Genomic DNA, 13,429 nt, shown 5'->3' on the forward strand with positions numbered 1-13,429 from the left:
GAGCAGACGTAGCGGCTACCTGGTTTTAAGAAAAGACCTGAACGGCGTCTGTGCATTGCTGTAAGTGAGAGACAAGATGCAACTGTTGGATATAGATAAAACACGTTACAGGAAACACCTGAACATGGTGATCGCAGCCTGTATTGCCGCTCTGGTGATTGGCAGTCTGGGCATCGCCCGGGTGTTCATTGTGGCATTCCCGGACCCGGATGGCAGCCACTTTCACTGGAATCTGACGGGGGTAGTACTGACATGTGTGATGATAGCTGGTGTGCTCAAACGTGTACAGCATCATCCGTTTATGTATGAAGTCAATTATGTCTGGCAACTCAAACAGGCACTGAACAAGGTCACCCGTAAGATGGTCAAGGTAAAAAAGGCCGCACAACAGGGTGATGTGGATGCCATGCTCGCCATGCAATTCAGTTACAGTGGCTCACGCCAGCTGTGGCAGCTTGATGACAATACCCTGACTATGGAAGAGCTGAGCATCTGGCAGGCAGAGCTGGATGCATTGACTAAGCAGTATCAGGTGACGCTGGATCTGGCTCGTTATGATACGACACTATTGGATAAATTCTGAGATTTGTCTGCGTTATAAGCCACTTATTATGAGTAACTTAGGGATTTATACGAGGTTAATTTTTTACTCGGAGTAAAAGGTAAAATTATTTCGGGAGGTCTTTTTAATACTGTACATAGCGACGTCGGCACATTCAACCAGGCCTTTGAGGTTTTCGGCATGCTGAGGAAAATGGGCAATTCCGATACTGGCACCTACGGCCAGCTCGGTCTGCCCCTCACGGTGCTCAAATGGCATGGGTTGATTGATTGCTTCGAGCAGCTGCTGAGCAAGGCGAGTCAGCTCTTGCTGTGTGATGTCCAGGCGGGCAACCAAAAATTCATCTCCCCCCCAGCGGCAAACCAGATCGGTGGTGTCCATTGCTCCAGATAGCTGGCAGGCAATGTGCTTCAACAGCGCATCTCCGGCATTGTGACCATAGACGTCATTGATAGGTTTGAATTTGTCGAGGTCGATAAGCAGCAGGCTAAATGTGCATTGGTTATCTATCCAGTCGAGCAACATAAGCTCTGCGCCATAGCGGTTGTAGAGCCCGGTCAGACTGTCTCTTTGTGCGCGTTTGTTCAGCTGGTTCAGCATGGTTTTGCGCAAGGTAATGTCGGCCAGAAACACCTGGAAGTACCATTTTCCGTCACTGAGGGTATTAAGAACAATAATACTTAGCCACACTGTAGATTGTGTCAGCGGGTTAAGAAATTCAAATTCAGACTGCATCACTTGTTTTTGTTTGATGCTGTTTTCGGTGAAGGTATAGAGAATATCCGGGGTTTTGCAATACAACCCCAGGTTCTCCGGAAATCGTTCATCGACATCAATCCCCATGCCAACGAGCAGATCTTTGGCAGCGTCATTGATCAGCAAAATGTCCCCTTCCTCTTTGACAAGCAGAGTGGGTGAAGACGATTGCTCAAACATCAATCGAAAGCGTTTTTCCAGCTCGACTACCTCGGCTCTGAGGCTACGCTCTTGTTCGAATAGGGCTTCTGCTTTATCCAGCAGAGAGTTGATCCCGAGTTCAATACGACCGATTTCATTATGGCTGGCGTGGTTGTCTACTTTTAGGCGCTGGGCGCTGCCAGGAAGAATTTTTGCCAGCTGCTTGCCGAGGTTATTCAGCGGCCGGGTGACTTGCCAATAGACCAGGGTAGTAAGCAGTATGATGATAGGTAAGATCACAACCAGCATCGTTTTCACGCCACCCAGTGCAATACTGCGGGCATTTTGTTCGATGATGAGTGTGTTGGGCGCGATATGTATCATGCCGATGTTTTCGGACAGAAAAAACGGGTTAACCAGTTTTAGCTGTATGCTGCCCGGACCACTGTGCAAAATGCTCTTGGCCAGCAGCGTATCTTTGCTAACCAGCGCCGCTGACAGAATAATATCGTTACTGATCAGCCCGTTGACGACCTCTGTCGCCAAATCTTTGTCTTCAAGGTACGCGGCAATGGAGGCTGTGGCTGACACAGTTTTGCCTATCTGCATGACGGTGCCGTTAGCACGCGCAAGCTCCTCTTCAAATACATGCCGATAATATAGCTTTGCGTAGATCACACTGAAAAGCAGTGTCGTCAGACTCAGTAAAAGGGTTAGCCGTGTGATCAAACTGTGTTTATTGAACAAAACGATACACCACTTTGACGTCCTCAGTGACCGCCGATGCGGGCACATAACCAATTGCATCCGGGGTAGATGCGACCTCTTCAAGTATAGCGTCGATTGATTGATACGCTTGTGGAAAAGAGGCCTTACCACTAAATTTTACCTGCGACCAGTAGGCGTTAATCTGGCCAATTGGGCGGCCTGTCAGCGAGGTTAGAAAAAGGGTGCGTAACGGGTGCCCTTGTTCATAGTCCAGGACTTTGGCCAAAGTGCCATCGGGGAAAGCGGCGTATTTACCCATGTAGAGATCGACCAGCTGATGTTGTGATATGTGCTGATTAAGGTTACCCGGATGGACAATGACCACCAGCGTATCAGTTGTATTGGCAGAGCAGGTTACGAAGAGCAGCCAAGGTAGAATGATGCTGAAAAATTGCTTTAGTCGCATCAGAACACCCAATTCAGGCTCAGTCCAAGTGACTGAAAGTACTTGTCATAGTTGGATGAAGACAAGTCTTTATGAAGATAAAAAGCCGACGGAAGGTGATCTGCCTGGGTATGGTCCAACTGGATTTTGACGGCCAGCGTTGAGGTTAGATCCCGCCGCCAGCTTAGTGACCAGGTTTGCTGGTCTATCAGATAGAAGTTGGTGTGACGGATCACGCCCTGATAAAGAGCATCAAGTTGTGCAGAGGAGAGTAACGGCCCCGGGTCAACCCGGTTGTTTGACGTTGCCGCGCTCAGTGTTAATAACCAGGTGTCCTCCCCAATGTGTGCTCCGGCACTGACATAACCCGCTTTTAGGTGATTGAGTACCTCAGAATCAGAGTCGATAAAGGCAAGTTCACTTTGTATTATCCATTGACTGTCGTCATACATGGCACCCACAGTAAAGTAATTAAATCGCTTGCCTTTTATCTGCAGTGAATTAATAAGCGCTTGACGCGTTGGCCAGATATTATCTGGTATCAGCTGTAAAGCACTGAGTAATTGGCCTTGTTGTTCATTCGTATTACCTGCCCTGGTGATGGTGTAGTTGCTTCGCAGCAACCAGTTTTGGGTCTGCATTGACAGACTTATGCCATAAATGGATTCTAACTCGACGTCCCAGATAAAATCGTCGTCACTGACTATCGGAGCATTTGAACGGCCGGCAAATACTTTGTAGGTCAACACACTTTGCTCAAGCGGGTAAGTATAGGTTGCATCAATACCATCGAGGTTCTGATGCGGCACAACGGCGTAAAACTCTGTGGGGGGGTGGCCATAGTTAAACGCAAAGCCAATATCCCGATACTCCGTCATCATGTACAGATCAAGACCAGTACGACCGATACGAAATTGCCAATTGGGTGTCAGGGTGTAGCGTGCAAAGGCCATTTGAATGAGGTAATCAAGCTTGTACTCTTTGCGCTCTTTAAGCACGGTTTGCGCTACCAGCTGTAGTTGTGAAGATGATTGCCAGTCAAGTTGCAGACCAATCGACGAGTTCGCAAAGCTGGGCTCTCCCAGATAGCTGGCATCGGGCTGTGAGATCACATGTCGGATCCCGGCGGTTTGAGAGTTACTGATGTTGATATCCAAAGTGGCAAAGCCATCTACTTTTAGCTCACCTGCTTGCACAGATAAGCTCAGGCTCCATAGCAAAGATAAAAACATCACAAATTTCGAGCGCATCAGTTACCATTAAGATATTATTTCAGTAGAAAATGCACTAGTGCGAGCAACACTGAGCAGTTCTTATACCAATCCGCTTAATTAATTGGCCAATTTTGAGGCGAGAAACCCTCAGGATAACAAGGCAACAATTTTGCTATTTATTTGTGTTAAATAAATATCTTTAACACAGCTAGCATCAGGCCTAATCCCTCGAACTGGTTATATATTAATCTGGATTGGTACTATATTAGCCTAGCGGTGTTCGGTGTATTTGCCAGTATTTAGTCAGAGGACTTGTAACTGGGTGACTTTGCCACCATATAGTCAGTTACAGTATTCTTTGTGATATTATCACATTTTTACAATTAGGTATTTTGTAGTCGTGGCACAAGTAAGAGCAAGAGTTGAGCTGAATGTTGGGCAGCGTAGTCATATTCCCGCGGAAATCGTCTCATTTGAAGGGTTGCAGGATGGCCAGGAGCATGTTGCCTTGGTGTTTAATCGTGCCGATAGCGAACAGTCAGTGCCATTGATTAGAATGCACTCTGAGTGTTTAACGGGTGATGTGTTTCACTCATCGCGGTGTGACTGTGGTGAGCAGCTCAATGAGAGCATCGAAGCCATGCATCAGCAGGGCGGTGTGCTCTTGTATTTACGTCAGGAAGGCAGAGGGATTGGCTTATATAATAAAATCGATGCCTATGTGCTGCAGTCGCAAGGTATGAATACCTACGAAGCGAATAACCACCTGGGCTTTGACGACGATTTGCGCGATTTTTCGGACGCTGTACTGATGCTACAGGCACTGGGCCTGGATCATGTGCGCCTGATGACCAACAACCCTCGTAAGCTGAATGCACTCAGAGATGCTGGCATTCAGGTTGAGGAAGTGGTCGGGACACATGCTCATGTTAAAGTTGGGGTGGCCGGGAATCGTAATTACCTCGAAACCAAGGTAAAGCATGGTTCACACATGTTAGACATTAAAAAAATTAAGAAGCCGGACGAAATCTAGGCCGGTTGCTATGTGCTGGTCAGTCGCACTTCCCGGCTGGCCAGTATCGACTCAGATGTAACAGGTGATGAGTTGAAAATTCCCCCATCTGACCTTTTAAGTCCTCCTGTGACCCAGTATAATTGCTCCGTTTCACAATGAATTGATGAATATGCCAACAGAATTTAAAACATTTACCGCCGGGTTTGGCTTGCAATGGCTAAAAGCCGGGTGGATTATTTTCAAGTCTCAGCCCTTTACCTTCGTGATGATGTACCTGCTCATGGTTGTTGTGAGCCTGGTGCCTTTTGTCTTTCCGCCGTTGCAGCTGGTAGCTGTGCTGGCGTCGCCTTTCCTGACTGCGGGTTTTTATCTGGCAGTGGTCAAAAAACAACAGGGTAAGACCATTATACTGGCCGACATCCTGGCGCCTTTTTCCACCAAAGGCAGACGGCTAAACCTGTTTCGATTTGGCTTGTACCAAATGGGTGTGGCCTTATTATTGAGCGCCTTGTTGGGGGTACTGTTTGGCCCGGCACTGGAAGTGTTGCAAAATGTCACTGAGCAGAGCGATGAAGCGCAAGTACTGGCGCAGGTGATTGCGCAAATTACTTTTGTGGACATCGCTATTTTTGTGGTGATTCAATCGCTGGCGATGATGGCCTTTGCTTATGCGCTTCCTCTGGTATTTTTCCGCGATGAAGCGCGTATTATTCAGGCGATGAAACAGTCGTTGTCGGTGTTTTATCACAATATGGCACCACTGACGGTGTTTGGGCTTTTGGTGGCAGTGTTGATGTTGCTGTCTATCCCAATGTCGCTGGTACCGCTGCTTGTGGTGATGCCCATTTCATACATCGGCTTTTTTGTGTCATTTCAGGCTATTATGTCAGCTTCCGAGCCGCCAGCGTCCAGTGGCAATACACCATCACAGCAACAGCAGCAAAGTGGTCGGTTTGACGCTTGATGGATCAACAAGATATTGAAAAGAAGCTGAAGAACTACGCCATTTGGCTTTTGTCCAGGCAGGAGTATTCTCGCCAGTTATTGGCTCAGAAGTTACGAGCAAAAGACGCAGAAGAAGCGTATATTACGCGATTGCTTGACTGGCTTGAGTCGCTTGGCTACCTGGACGATAAACGCTATTGTGCTAGTTTTTTATCCCAGCAGGTGGCCAAAGGTCTTGGCGAAAAACGTGTTATGATGGATGCGCAACGCAAAGGTGTCGATAAATCATATTTACAGCACTTAATAGAAGAACAAGAAGTCGACTGGTTTAGTGTGGCCTTGCGTGCCTACGATAAAAAATACAACCGGTCGACAAGTCAATTAGATTATAAAGAGAAGTCAAAACGAGTTCGCTACATGATGTCGCGTGGATTCCGTTATGACGAAATAGATTATGCTATCGAGGCACACTCACAAGGTGAGTAGTGCCTGTCACTACAGCAGCAATAAAGGGTAATGAGCACATGCAGCAGATGACGACCGCACAGATAAGGCAGAGCTTTCTTGACTACTTTGCCAAACAACAACACCAGGTGGTGCCTTCAAGTTCACTGATCCCGGGTAATGACGCCACGTTGCTATTTACCAATGCCGGGATGGTGCAGTTTAAAGACGTGTTTCTGGGCGGTGAGAAACGTCCATACAACCGCGCGACCAGCTCACAGCGCTGTGTGCGTGCCGGGGGGAAACACAATGACCTGGAAAATGTAGGATATACTGCACGTCACCACACCTTTTTCGAAATGCTGGGCAACTTTAGCTTTGGCGATTACTTCAAAAAAGATGCCATTCGCTTTGCCTGGGAGTTTCTGACTGAAGAAATCAACCTGCCTAAAGAAAAGTTGTTAGTCACTGTCTATCATGACGACCAGGAAGCTTATGATATCTGGGCAAAAGACATGGGTGTGCCAGAAGATAAAATCATCCGTATCGCAACTTCGGATAACTTCTGGTCTATGGGTGATACCGGTCCGTGTGGTCCTTGTTCGGAAATCTTTTTTGACCACGGCGAAGAGATCTGGGGCGGACCTCCGGGCTCACCTGAAGAAGACGGCGACCGCTTTATTGAGATCTGGAACCTGGTCTTTATGCAGTATAACCGTCACGCCGATGGCACGATGGAACCGCTGCCTAAACAGTCGGTTGATACGGGTATGGGTCTTGAGCGTATTTCTGCGATCATGCAGGGCGTGCACTCCAACTATGAAATTGACCTGTTTCAGGCATTGATTGCCGCTGCGGCTAAAGTAACCGGTGCGCAGGATCTCGAAGACAAGTCACTGCGTGTTATCGCGGACCACATTCGTTCTTGTGCCTTTTTGATTGCCGATGGGGTGATGCCCTCCAATGAAGGACGCGGTTATGTGTTGCGCCGTATCATTCGTCGTGCAGTGCGTCACGGTAACAAGCTGGGTGCCAAAGGGGCATTTTTCTATCAGCTGGTCAGTGCCCTGAGTGAGCAAATGGGTGACGCTTACCCTGAGCTGGTCAAACAAGGTGCCATCATCGAAAAAGTCCTGCGTATTGAAGAAGAACAATTTGGTAAGACACTAGACCGTGGTTTGGCTATTCTTGAGGAGCACCTGGCCTCACTCGAAGGTGATGTGATCCCGGGTGACGTCGTATTTAAACTGTATGATACCTATGGGTTCCCGGCTGACTTGACCGCGGATGTGGCGCGTGAGCGCTTTATGACCATCGATGAGCGTGGCTTCAAAGACTGCATGGAAACACAGCGCAAGATGGCTCAGCAGGCCGGTAAGTTCGGTGCCGACTACAACGAGCAGCTGAAATCTGACAAATCGTCAGACTTTAAAGGTTACGATGCCACTCACTATACCGGCACTGTGGTGGAGCTGTTCAAAGAAGGCCAGTTGGTTTCAGTGCTTGAAGACGGTGAAACGGGTATTGTGGTACTGGACCGCACGCCGTTTTACGCCGAATCGGGCGGTCAGGTTGGTGATACCGGCAGCCTCAAGGTCGCGGCGGGTGAGTTTGTTGTCACAGACACACAAAAGTTGGGAAATGCCATTGCGCATCACGGTCAGGTTAGCGGACGTATCGGCGTTAATGACAAAGCGGATGCCCAGGTGGATGCAGCGCGCCGTGAAGACATCAAGAAAAACCACACAGCAACACACATTCTACACGAAGCATTGCGCCAGGCGCTGGGCGAGCACGTTGCTCAGAAAGGCTCTCTGGTTATGGCAGACAAGCTGCGCTTTGACTTTTCTCACTTTGAAGGGGTGAGCAAAGCCCAACTGCGTGAGATTGAAGATGCCGTGAATGCCCAGATCCGTACTAACTTCGCACTCAATACCGAGTTAATGGACATAGAGGCAGCCAAAGAAAAAGGCGCTATGGCGCTGTTTGGTGAAAAATACGATGACGAAGTGCGCGTAGTCTCGATTGGCGATTACTCTATTGAACTGTGTGGGGGCACACACGTGTCTCGTGCCGGTGACATTGGCTTGTTTAAGATTGTCTCTGAAGGCGGTATTGCAGCGGGCGTACGCCGTATTGAAGCGGTAACCGGTGCTGAAGCCATTAATTATGTGGCCAATCAGGAGCAAACCCTGGCTGAGATAGCGGCACTGGTTAAAGGCGATAACAGCAGCGCGCTGGATAAAGTTGCGGCACTGATTGAGAAAGCCAAGGGCCTTGAAAAGCAGGTGTCTCAGCTGAACGATAAGCTGGCCAGTGCGGCGGGCGCGTCTTTGCTTGAGTCGGCGACGGACATCAACGGCATTAAAGTGCTGGTTGCGAATGTTGCAGGTACCGAGTCGAAAGCACTGCGTGGCATGGTCGATGACCTGAAGAACAAAATGGGCTCAGGGGTGATTGCGCTGGGCGTGGCCAATGGAGATAAAGTCAGCCTTATCGCCGGTGTGACCAAAGATTTAGTAGGTCGTGTGAAAGCGGGAGAACTGGTTAACCATATGGCCGCTCAGGTGGGGGGCAAAGGTGGTGGCCGCCCGGATATGGCGCAGGCTGGCGGCTCTGAACCACAAAACCTGGATGCGGCGCTGGCCAGTGTTTCAGGCTGGCTGGCTGAGAAAACTCAGTAACACGTGGCCCTTATTGTTCAAAAGTTTGGTGGCACTTCGGTGGGGTCGATTGAGCGCATCGAAGCGGTCGCCGACTTGGTGGTCAAGACTCGACAGGCTGGCCACCAAGTGGTGGTGGTGCTGTCTGCGATGTCCGGTGAAACCAATCGCCTGGTTGAACTGGCCACACAGATAGACGCTCGACCCAGCCCCAGAGAACTGGATGTGCTGCTGAGTACCGGCGAGCAGGTGTCGATTGCTTTGCTGGCCATGGCCATTATTAAACGGGGCCACTCCGCCATCAGTTTATTGGCTGATCAGGTTGGCATTGTTACCGACAACATGTTTGGTCGAGCCCGGATTGCACATATCGATACCGCACGTTTACAACAAGAGCTGGAACAACACCATATTAGTATCATTGCGGGATTTCAGGGGCGTGATCAGGAAGGTAATATTACTACCTTAGGCCGTGGCGGGACGGATACCAGTGCCGTAGAGATAGCCGCAGCGTTGGGAGCCGATGAATGCCAGATTTACACTGATGTGGATGGAGTCTATACCTGCGATCCCCGCATTGAGCCTAAAGCGCGTCGGATGACTCAGGTCACCTTCGAGGAAATGCTGGAACTGGCGAGTTTGGGCGCTAAGGTATTGCAGATCCGCTCTGTGGAAGCGGCAGGACGTTATACCTTACCACTACGTGTTTTATCTACCTTCAAACCGGATACCGGGACCTTGATAAACTACGAGGATAACCCCATGAATAATAAAGTGGTGTCGGGGATTGCCCATCAGAAAGACGAGTGTCTGTTGATCGTTAGACAAGCACCCGAAGGCCCCGCTACCTTGGCCACAATTTTGTCACTTTTAGGTGATTATGCGATAGAAGTCGACATGATCAGCCAAATGAATCAACAGACTGACAAAATAGACTATGCTTTAACTGTGCATAGCAATGATCATCTGCAGGCGCTGGACGTGCTCAGGACACATCAGCACACGTTAGGGGCAGTTGAAATCATTAGTAATTCTGCGGTTGCAAAAATCTCAGCGGTAGGGGTGGGGTTAAAGTCGCACTCTGCAAATGTCGGTACATTCTTTTCGGCGCTGGCAGTAGAGAATATTTCACCTTTGTTAGTTGCAACTTCAGAAATAAAGATTTCAGTATTAATCGATGAGCGATACCTTGAGTTGGCAGTACGTGCTCTGCATGACGCTTTTAAACTGGAAAGTGGTGATTAAGCAATAATTTTGCTTACTTTTACGGAAACTTTTCATTAAAATGACCAAGACGCGGAATCTTTTAAATTTTGGAATAACAGGAGCAAGAGAATGCTAATTCTAACTCGCCGTGTAGGCGAAACTCTAATGATAGGTGATGAAGTAACTGTAACCGTATTAGGTGTTAAGGGAAATCAAGTTCGTATTGGCGTTAACGCCCCTAAAGATGTTTCTGTACACCGTGAAGAGATCTACATGCGTATTCAGGCTGAAAAGTCTAACCCGACTACGGGCAATATGTAATTTATAGTTCCCGGCTAACTGCCCGGTAGAATTGAAAAAAGTAGCCACTCATTCGTGGCTATTTTTTTTGCTTAAAATAAAATTCATCGCCTCAATGGAAAGGGCTTTTTTAGAGATATATTGGTTTGTACCTGCGCGCACCAGCACAACGCCCAGCTCGGTTTCTGCTATTTCATTCACTTCTGACCAGGGGATCTGATAAGATTTGTAGGGGTTGATAGCGGTGACACCCTGTTCATCAATTTTCAGTGTAATTTTACTGCCACTGGCACGCGTGACCATTTGTCTTGCCACCCACCAGGGACGTCGGTAATAGTGCGCGATACACTCTAAAACAGCCAATAAAATCAGAAAATTACCTAGGTAGGCGTTGTCCAGACCATAGATAGCAACACAACCCAGCACAAATAAAAACGCCACCAGGGTATACTTAGGCTTACTTACATTACTGTAAGGCAAAGATTGGTCAAAACACTCACGAAAGTAGTCTTTATCCAGCGTAAACTCGCAGTGAAACACAAATACAACTCCAGTTATTTCATTTATCCATTATACCCTGAAATCACCAGTGTGAGCGACTTTACGTAAACTGCGGATTGGCCTTGTATAGCGCTGTTAACATTTTACAAAATAGACGCCTTGGTCATACCAATTGTACGTTTCTGTTCAGGGTAAGGAGGTGGGTGAATAATTTTTATGCCACCTGTTTATTTTTGTTAGGTATCTTGACTATTTTTCATATTTATTCCCCTGTTTTCATTAAATTTTCATTTGGATTATCGTAACAGATTGAAATTGTGTGTAATTTGTTATTGGTAATACCAATTTACAGGTTGGTTTACAAAGCAGGCGGTTTTGTTATGATGATTGCATAATTATCTATAAATTGTGGCTACCTATTGTATCTGCATGATGCCACGCAAAAAAATGTTAACAACAAGGGGAGAGCAAAGATGGACATAACCGCCTTACTGGCTCAGGCCGCCAACTTAATGCTTACCGGCATGGTCGGGGTGTTTGTATTCTTGTCTATTTTGATCATCGCAGTGAAGGGGCTATCTAAATTTGCGGCCCCTGATGAGCCGACACAGCCAGGCCGAAGGATAAACAAATCAAAGCCTTCAGATGCGGAACAAGTGCCTGGTGAGCACCTGGCGGCCATCAGCGCTGCGATTTCGCAATATCGTAACCAGCACTTCCAATCAGAAAAATAATCAAGGGGTCACTTATGTCACAGCTCAAACTTACAGAACTGGTACTGCGCGACGCGCATCAGTCGTTACTGGCCACACGTATGCGTCTGGAAGATATGTTGCCTATCGCCGAGAAACTGGATCAGATTGGTTACTGGTCTGTGGAATCCTGGGGCGGGGCTACCTTTGATGCCTGTATCCGTTATTTGGGTGAAGATCCCTGGTATCGGATCCGCGCCCTGAAAGAAGCCATGCCAAATACCAAGCAACAGATGCTATTAAGGGGCCAGAACTTGCTGGGCTACCGGCATTATGCCGATGATGTTGTAGAGAAATTTGTTGAGCGTGCGCATCACAATGGGGTGGATGTCTTCCGTATTTTTGACGCCATGAATGACGTGCGTAACCTGGAAACTGCGATTCGGGCAGCCATTAAAGTAGGTGCACATGCGCAGGGCACCATTTCTTATACCGTGAGCCCGGTGCACACGCTGGAGATGTGGCTGGCACAGGCGAAACAGTTGGAGCAAATGGGGTGTCATTCAATTTGTATCAAAGATATGGCCGGATTGCTTAAACCGTATGATGCAGAAGTGTTGATCCGGGAACTGAAGAATACAGTGTCTGTACCCATAGCAATGCAATGCCATGCAACAACGGGCCTGAGTACTGCAACCTATCAGAAAGCGGTGGATGCGGGCATTGATATGCTGGATACCGCCATTTCTTCAATGAGCATGACCTATGGTCACAGTGCTACAGAGACCCTGGTGTCGATTGTTGAGGGCACCGAGCTGGATACCGGGCTGGATCTATTGCAGCTTGAGGAAATCGCGGCCTACTTCCGTGATGTTCGTAAAAAGTATGCGGCCTTTGAGGGCAGCCTTAAAGGCGTGGATGGCCGCATCCTGTCAGCTCAGGTGCCTGGTGGTATGCTGACTAATATGGAAAATCAGCTCAAAGAGCAAGGTGCGGGTGACCGCCTGGATGAAGTGCTTAAGGAGATCCCCTCGGTGCGTCAAGATTTGGGTTACCTCCCTCTGGTGACACCTACCTCGCAGATAGTCGGAACGCAGGCGGTGTTGAATGTATTGACCGGGGAGCGCTATAAAACCATCACCAAAGAAACGGCGGGTGTGCTTAAAGGTGAGTACGGAAAAACGCCGGCTGCGGTTGATACCGCTTTGCAACAGCGCGTGCTTGATGGGGCAGAAGCGATCACTTGCCGTCCGGCGGACTTAATCGAGCCGGAACTGGCGCAGCTTGAATCTGATTTACTTGAAAAAGCAAACAGCCTGTCACTGAGCCTTAGTGAAGCGGTGGTTGATGACGTACTTACTTACGCGCTATTTCCTCAGATTGGCCTCAAATTTATACAAAACCGAGATAACCCGGCGGCATTTGAACCTAAACCTGAACTTATACAGAACAACTCGGCAGCAGCAAAACCAGCGCAGTCTAAATCACCACAAGAGCGCTACAGTGTTCAGGTGGATGGTAAGGTGTACAACGTGGTGGTTGCGCCAGGCGGTGAATTACAGGAAGTCGCAGTGAAGGACAGCGAGCTGATACCACAATCGGCCTCGGTCAGCAGTGGCGAAACACTCAATGCTCCGCTGGCCGGTAATATCTTCAAACTCCATGCCCGACGTGGCGATGTTGTCGAGCAAGGCGATTTGGTGTTGATCATGGAGGCAATGAAGATGGAGACTGAGGTGCGCGCGACGCACAGCGGTAAAATTGCCGATATCCTGGTCAATGAAGGTGACTCTGTATCGGCTGGTGACGCCATCGTCGAGCTGGCATAGGAGGCCTG

Annotated in this window: 13 protein-coding genes; 9 read left to right on the forward strand and 4 right to left on the reverse strand. The window is 48.4% G+C overall.

What is annotated here, in order from left to right; genetic code table 11:
- The first annotated feature begins 76 nt into the window (after positions 1–76).
- Complete coding sequence (locus MHN33_RS06720; protein WP_239397239.1) at positions 77–583, forward strand: DUF3087 domain-containing protein; 507 nt, start codon at positions 77–79, stop codon at positions 581–583.
- A gap of 63 nt (positions 584–646) precedes the next feature.
- Here the strand turns inward: MHN33_RS06720 and MHN33_RS06725 are convergent, their stop codons facing one another.
- Genes MHN33_RS06725 through MHN33_RS06735 form a run of 3 tightly spaced genes read right to left on the reverse strand, consistent with a single transcriptional unit; the run spans position 647 to position 3,862 of the window.
- Positions 647–2,206 (reverse strand): sensor domain-containing diguanylate cyclase, encoded by a 1,560-nt coding sequence (locus MHN33_RS06725; protein WP_239397240.1) that lies wholly within the window; start codon positions 2,204–2,206, stop codon positions 647–649.
- Entirely contained in the window at positions 2,196–2,633 is a 438-nt protein-coding gene (locus MHN33_RS06730) for a hypothetical protein (protein WP_239397241.1), read from the reverse strand. Before MHN33_RS06730 ends, MHN33_RS06725 begins: the two co-directional genes overlap by 11 nt.
- Positions 2,633–3,862 (reverse strand): hypothetical protein, encoded by a 1,230-nt coding sequence (locus MHN33_RS06735; protein ID WP_239397242.1) that lies wholly within the window; start codon positions 3,860–3,862, stop codon positions 2,633–2,635. Before MHN33_RS06735 ends, MHN33_RS06730 begins: the two co-directional genes overlap by 1 nt.
- 364 nt (positions 3,863–4,226) lie before the next feature.
- On the opposite strand from MHN33_RS06735, the gene ribA reads away from it, so the two are divergent.
- The 6 genes from ribA (at position 4,227) to csrA (ending at position 10,420) form a co-directional block, all read left to right on the forward strand.
- A complete protein-coding gene (gene ribA, locus MHN33_RS06740; RefSeq protein WP_239397243.1) occupies positions 4,227–4,859 on the forward strand; it encodes a GTP cyclohydrolase II in 633 nt (210 codons plus the stop codon).
- 151 nt (positions 4,860–5,010) lie between these two features.
- Positions 5,011–5,805 carry a BPSS1780 family membrane protein gene (locus MHN33_RS06745; RefSeq protein ID WP_239397244.1) on the forward strand — a complete coding sequence of 265 codons (795 nt, stop codon included), beginning with the start codon at positions 5,011–5,013 and terminating at the stop codon, positions 5,803–5,805.
- Positions 5,805–6,272: a regulatory protein RecX gene (locus MHN33_RS06750; RefSeq protein WP_239397245.1), complete on the forward strand. Its 468-nt coding sequence runs from the start codon at positions 5,805–5,807 to the stop codon at positions 6,270–6,272. Before MHN33_RS06745 ends, MHN33_RS06750 begins: the two co-directional genes overlap by 1 nt.
- A 38-nt stretch (positions 6,273–6,310) precedes the next feature.
- Complete coding sequence (gene alaS, locus MHN33_RS06755; RefSeq protein ID WP_239397246.1) at positions 6,311–8,914, forward strand: alanine--tRNA ligase; 2,604 nt, start codon at positions 6,311–6,313, stop codon at positions 8,912–8,914.
- A 3-nt stretch (positions 8,915–8,917) separates the two neighbouring features.
- On the forward strand, positions 8,918–10,138 hold the full coding sequence (locus MHN33_RS06760) for an aspartate kinase (RefSeq protein ID WP_239397247.1): 1,221 nt from the start codon (positions 8,918–8,920) through the stop codon (positions 10,136–10,138).
- A 90-nt stretch (positions 10,139–10,228) separates the two neighbouring features.
- Complete coding sequence (csrA, locus tag MHN33_RS06765; protein ID WP_010386837.1) at positions 10,229–10,420, forward strand: carbon storage regulator CsrA; 192 nt, start codon at positions 10,229–10,231, stop codon at positions 10,418–10,420.
- Between the two features lie 48 nt (positions 10,421–10,468).
- Here the strand turns inward: csrA and MHN33_RS06770 are convergent, their stop codons facing one another.
- Positions 10,469–10,939, reverse strand: coding sequence for a YcxB family protein (locus tag MHN33_RS06770; RefSeq protein ID WP_239397248.1), 471 nt, complete (start codon positions 10,937–10,939; stop codon positions 10,469–10,471).
- Positions 10,940–11,373: 434 nt separating this feature from the next.
- On the opposite strand from MHN33_RS06770, the gene MHN33_RS06775 reads away from it, so the two are divergent.
- Both MHN33_RS06775 and oadA read left to right on the forward strand, forming a co-directional pair.
- The gene (locus tag MHN33_RS06775) at positions 11,374–11,634 is read left to right on the forward strand and encodes an OadG family transporter subunit (protein WP_239397249.1); all 261 of its coding nucleotides are present in this window, start codon (positions 11,374–11,376) and stop codon (positions 11,632–11,634) included.
- A 14-nt stretch (positions 11,635–11,648) separates the two neighbouring features.
- Positions 11,649–13,421, forward strand: a complete 1,773-nt coding sequence (gene oadA, locus MHN33_RS06780) for a sodium-extruding oxaloacetate decarboxylase subunit alpha (protein ID WP_239397250.1) — start codon at positions 11,649–11,651, stop codon at positions 13,419–13,421.
- Positions 13,422–13,429 lie beyond the last annotated feature (8 nt).

Source organism: Pseudoalteromonas sp. OOF1S-7 (assembly GCF_022347765.1).
Taxonomy (GTDB): domain Bacteria; phylum Pseudomonadota; class Gammaproteobacteria; order Enterobacterales; family Alteromonadaceae; genus Pseudoalteromonas.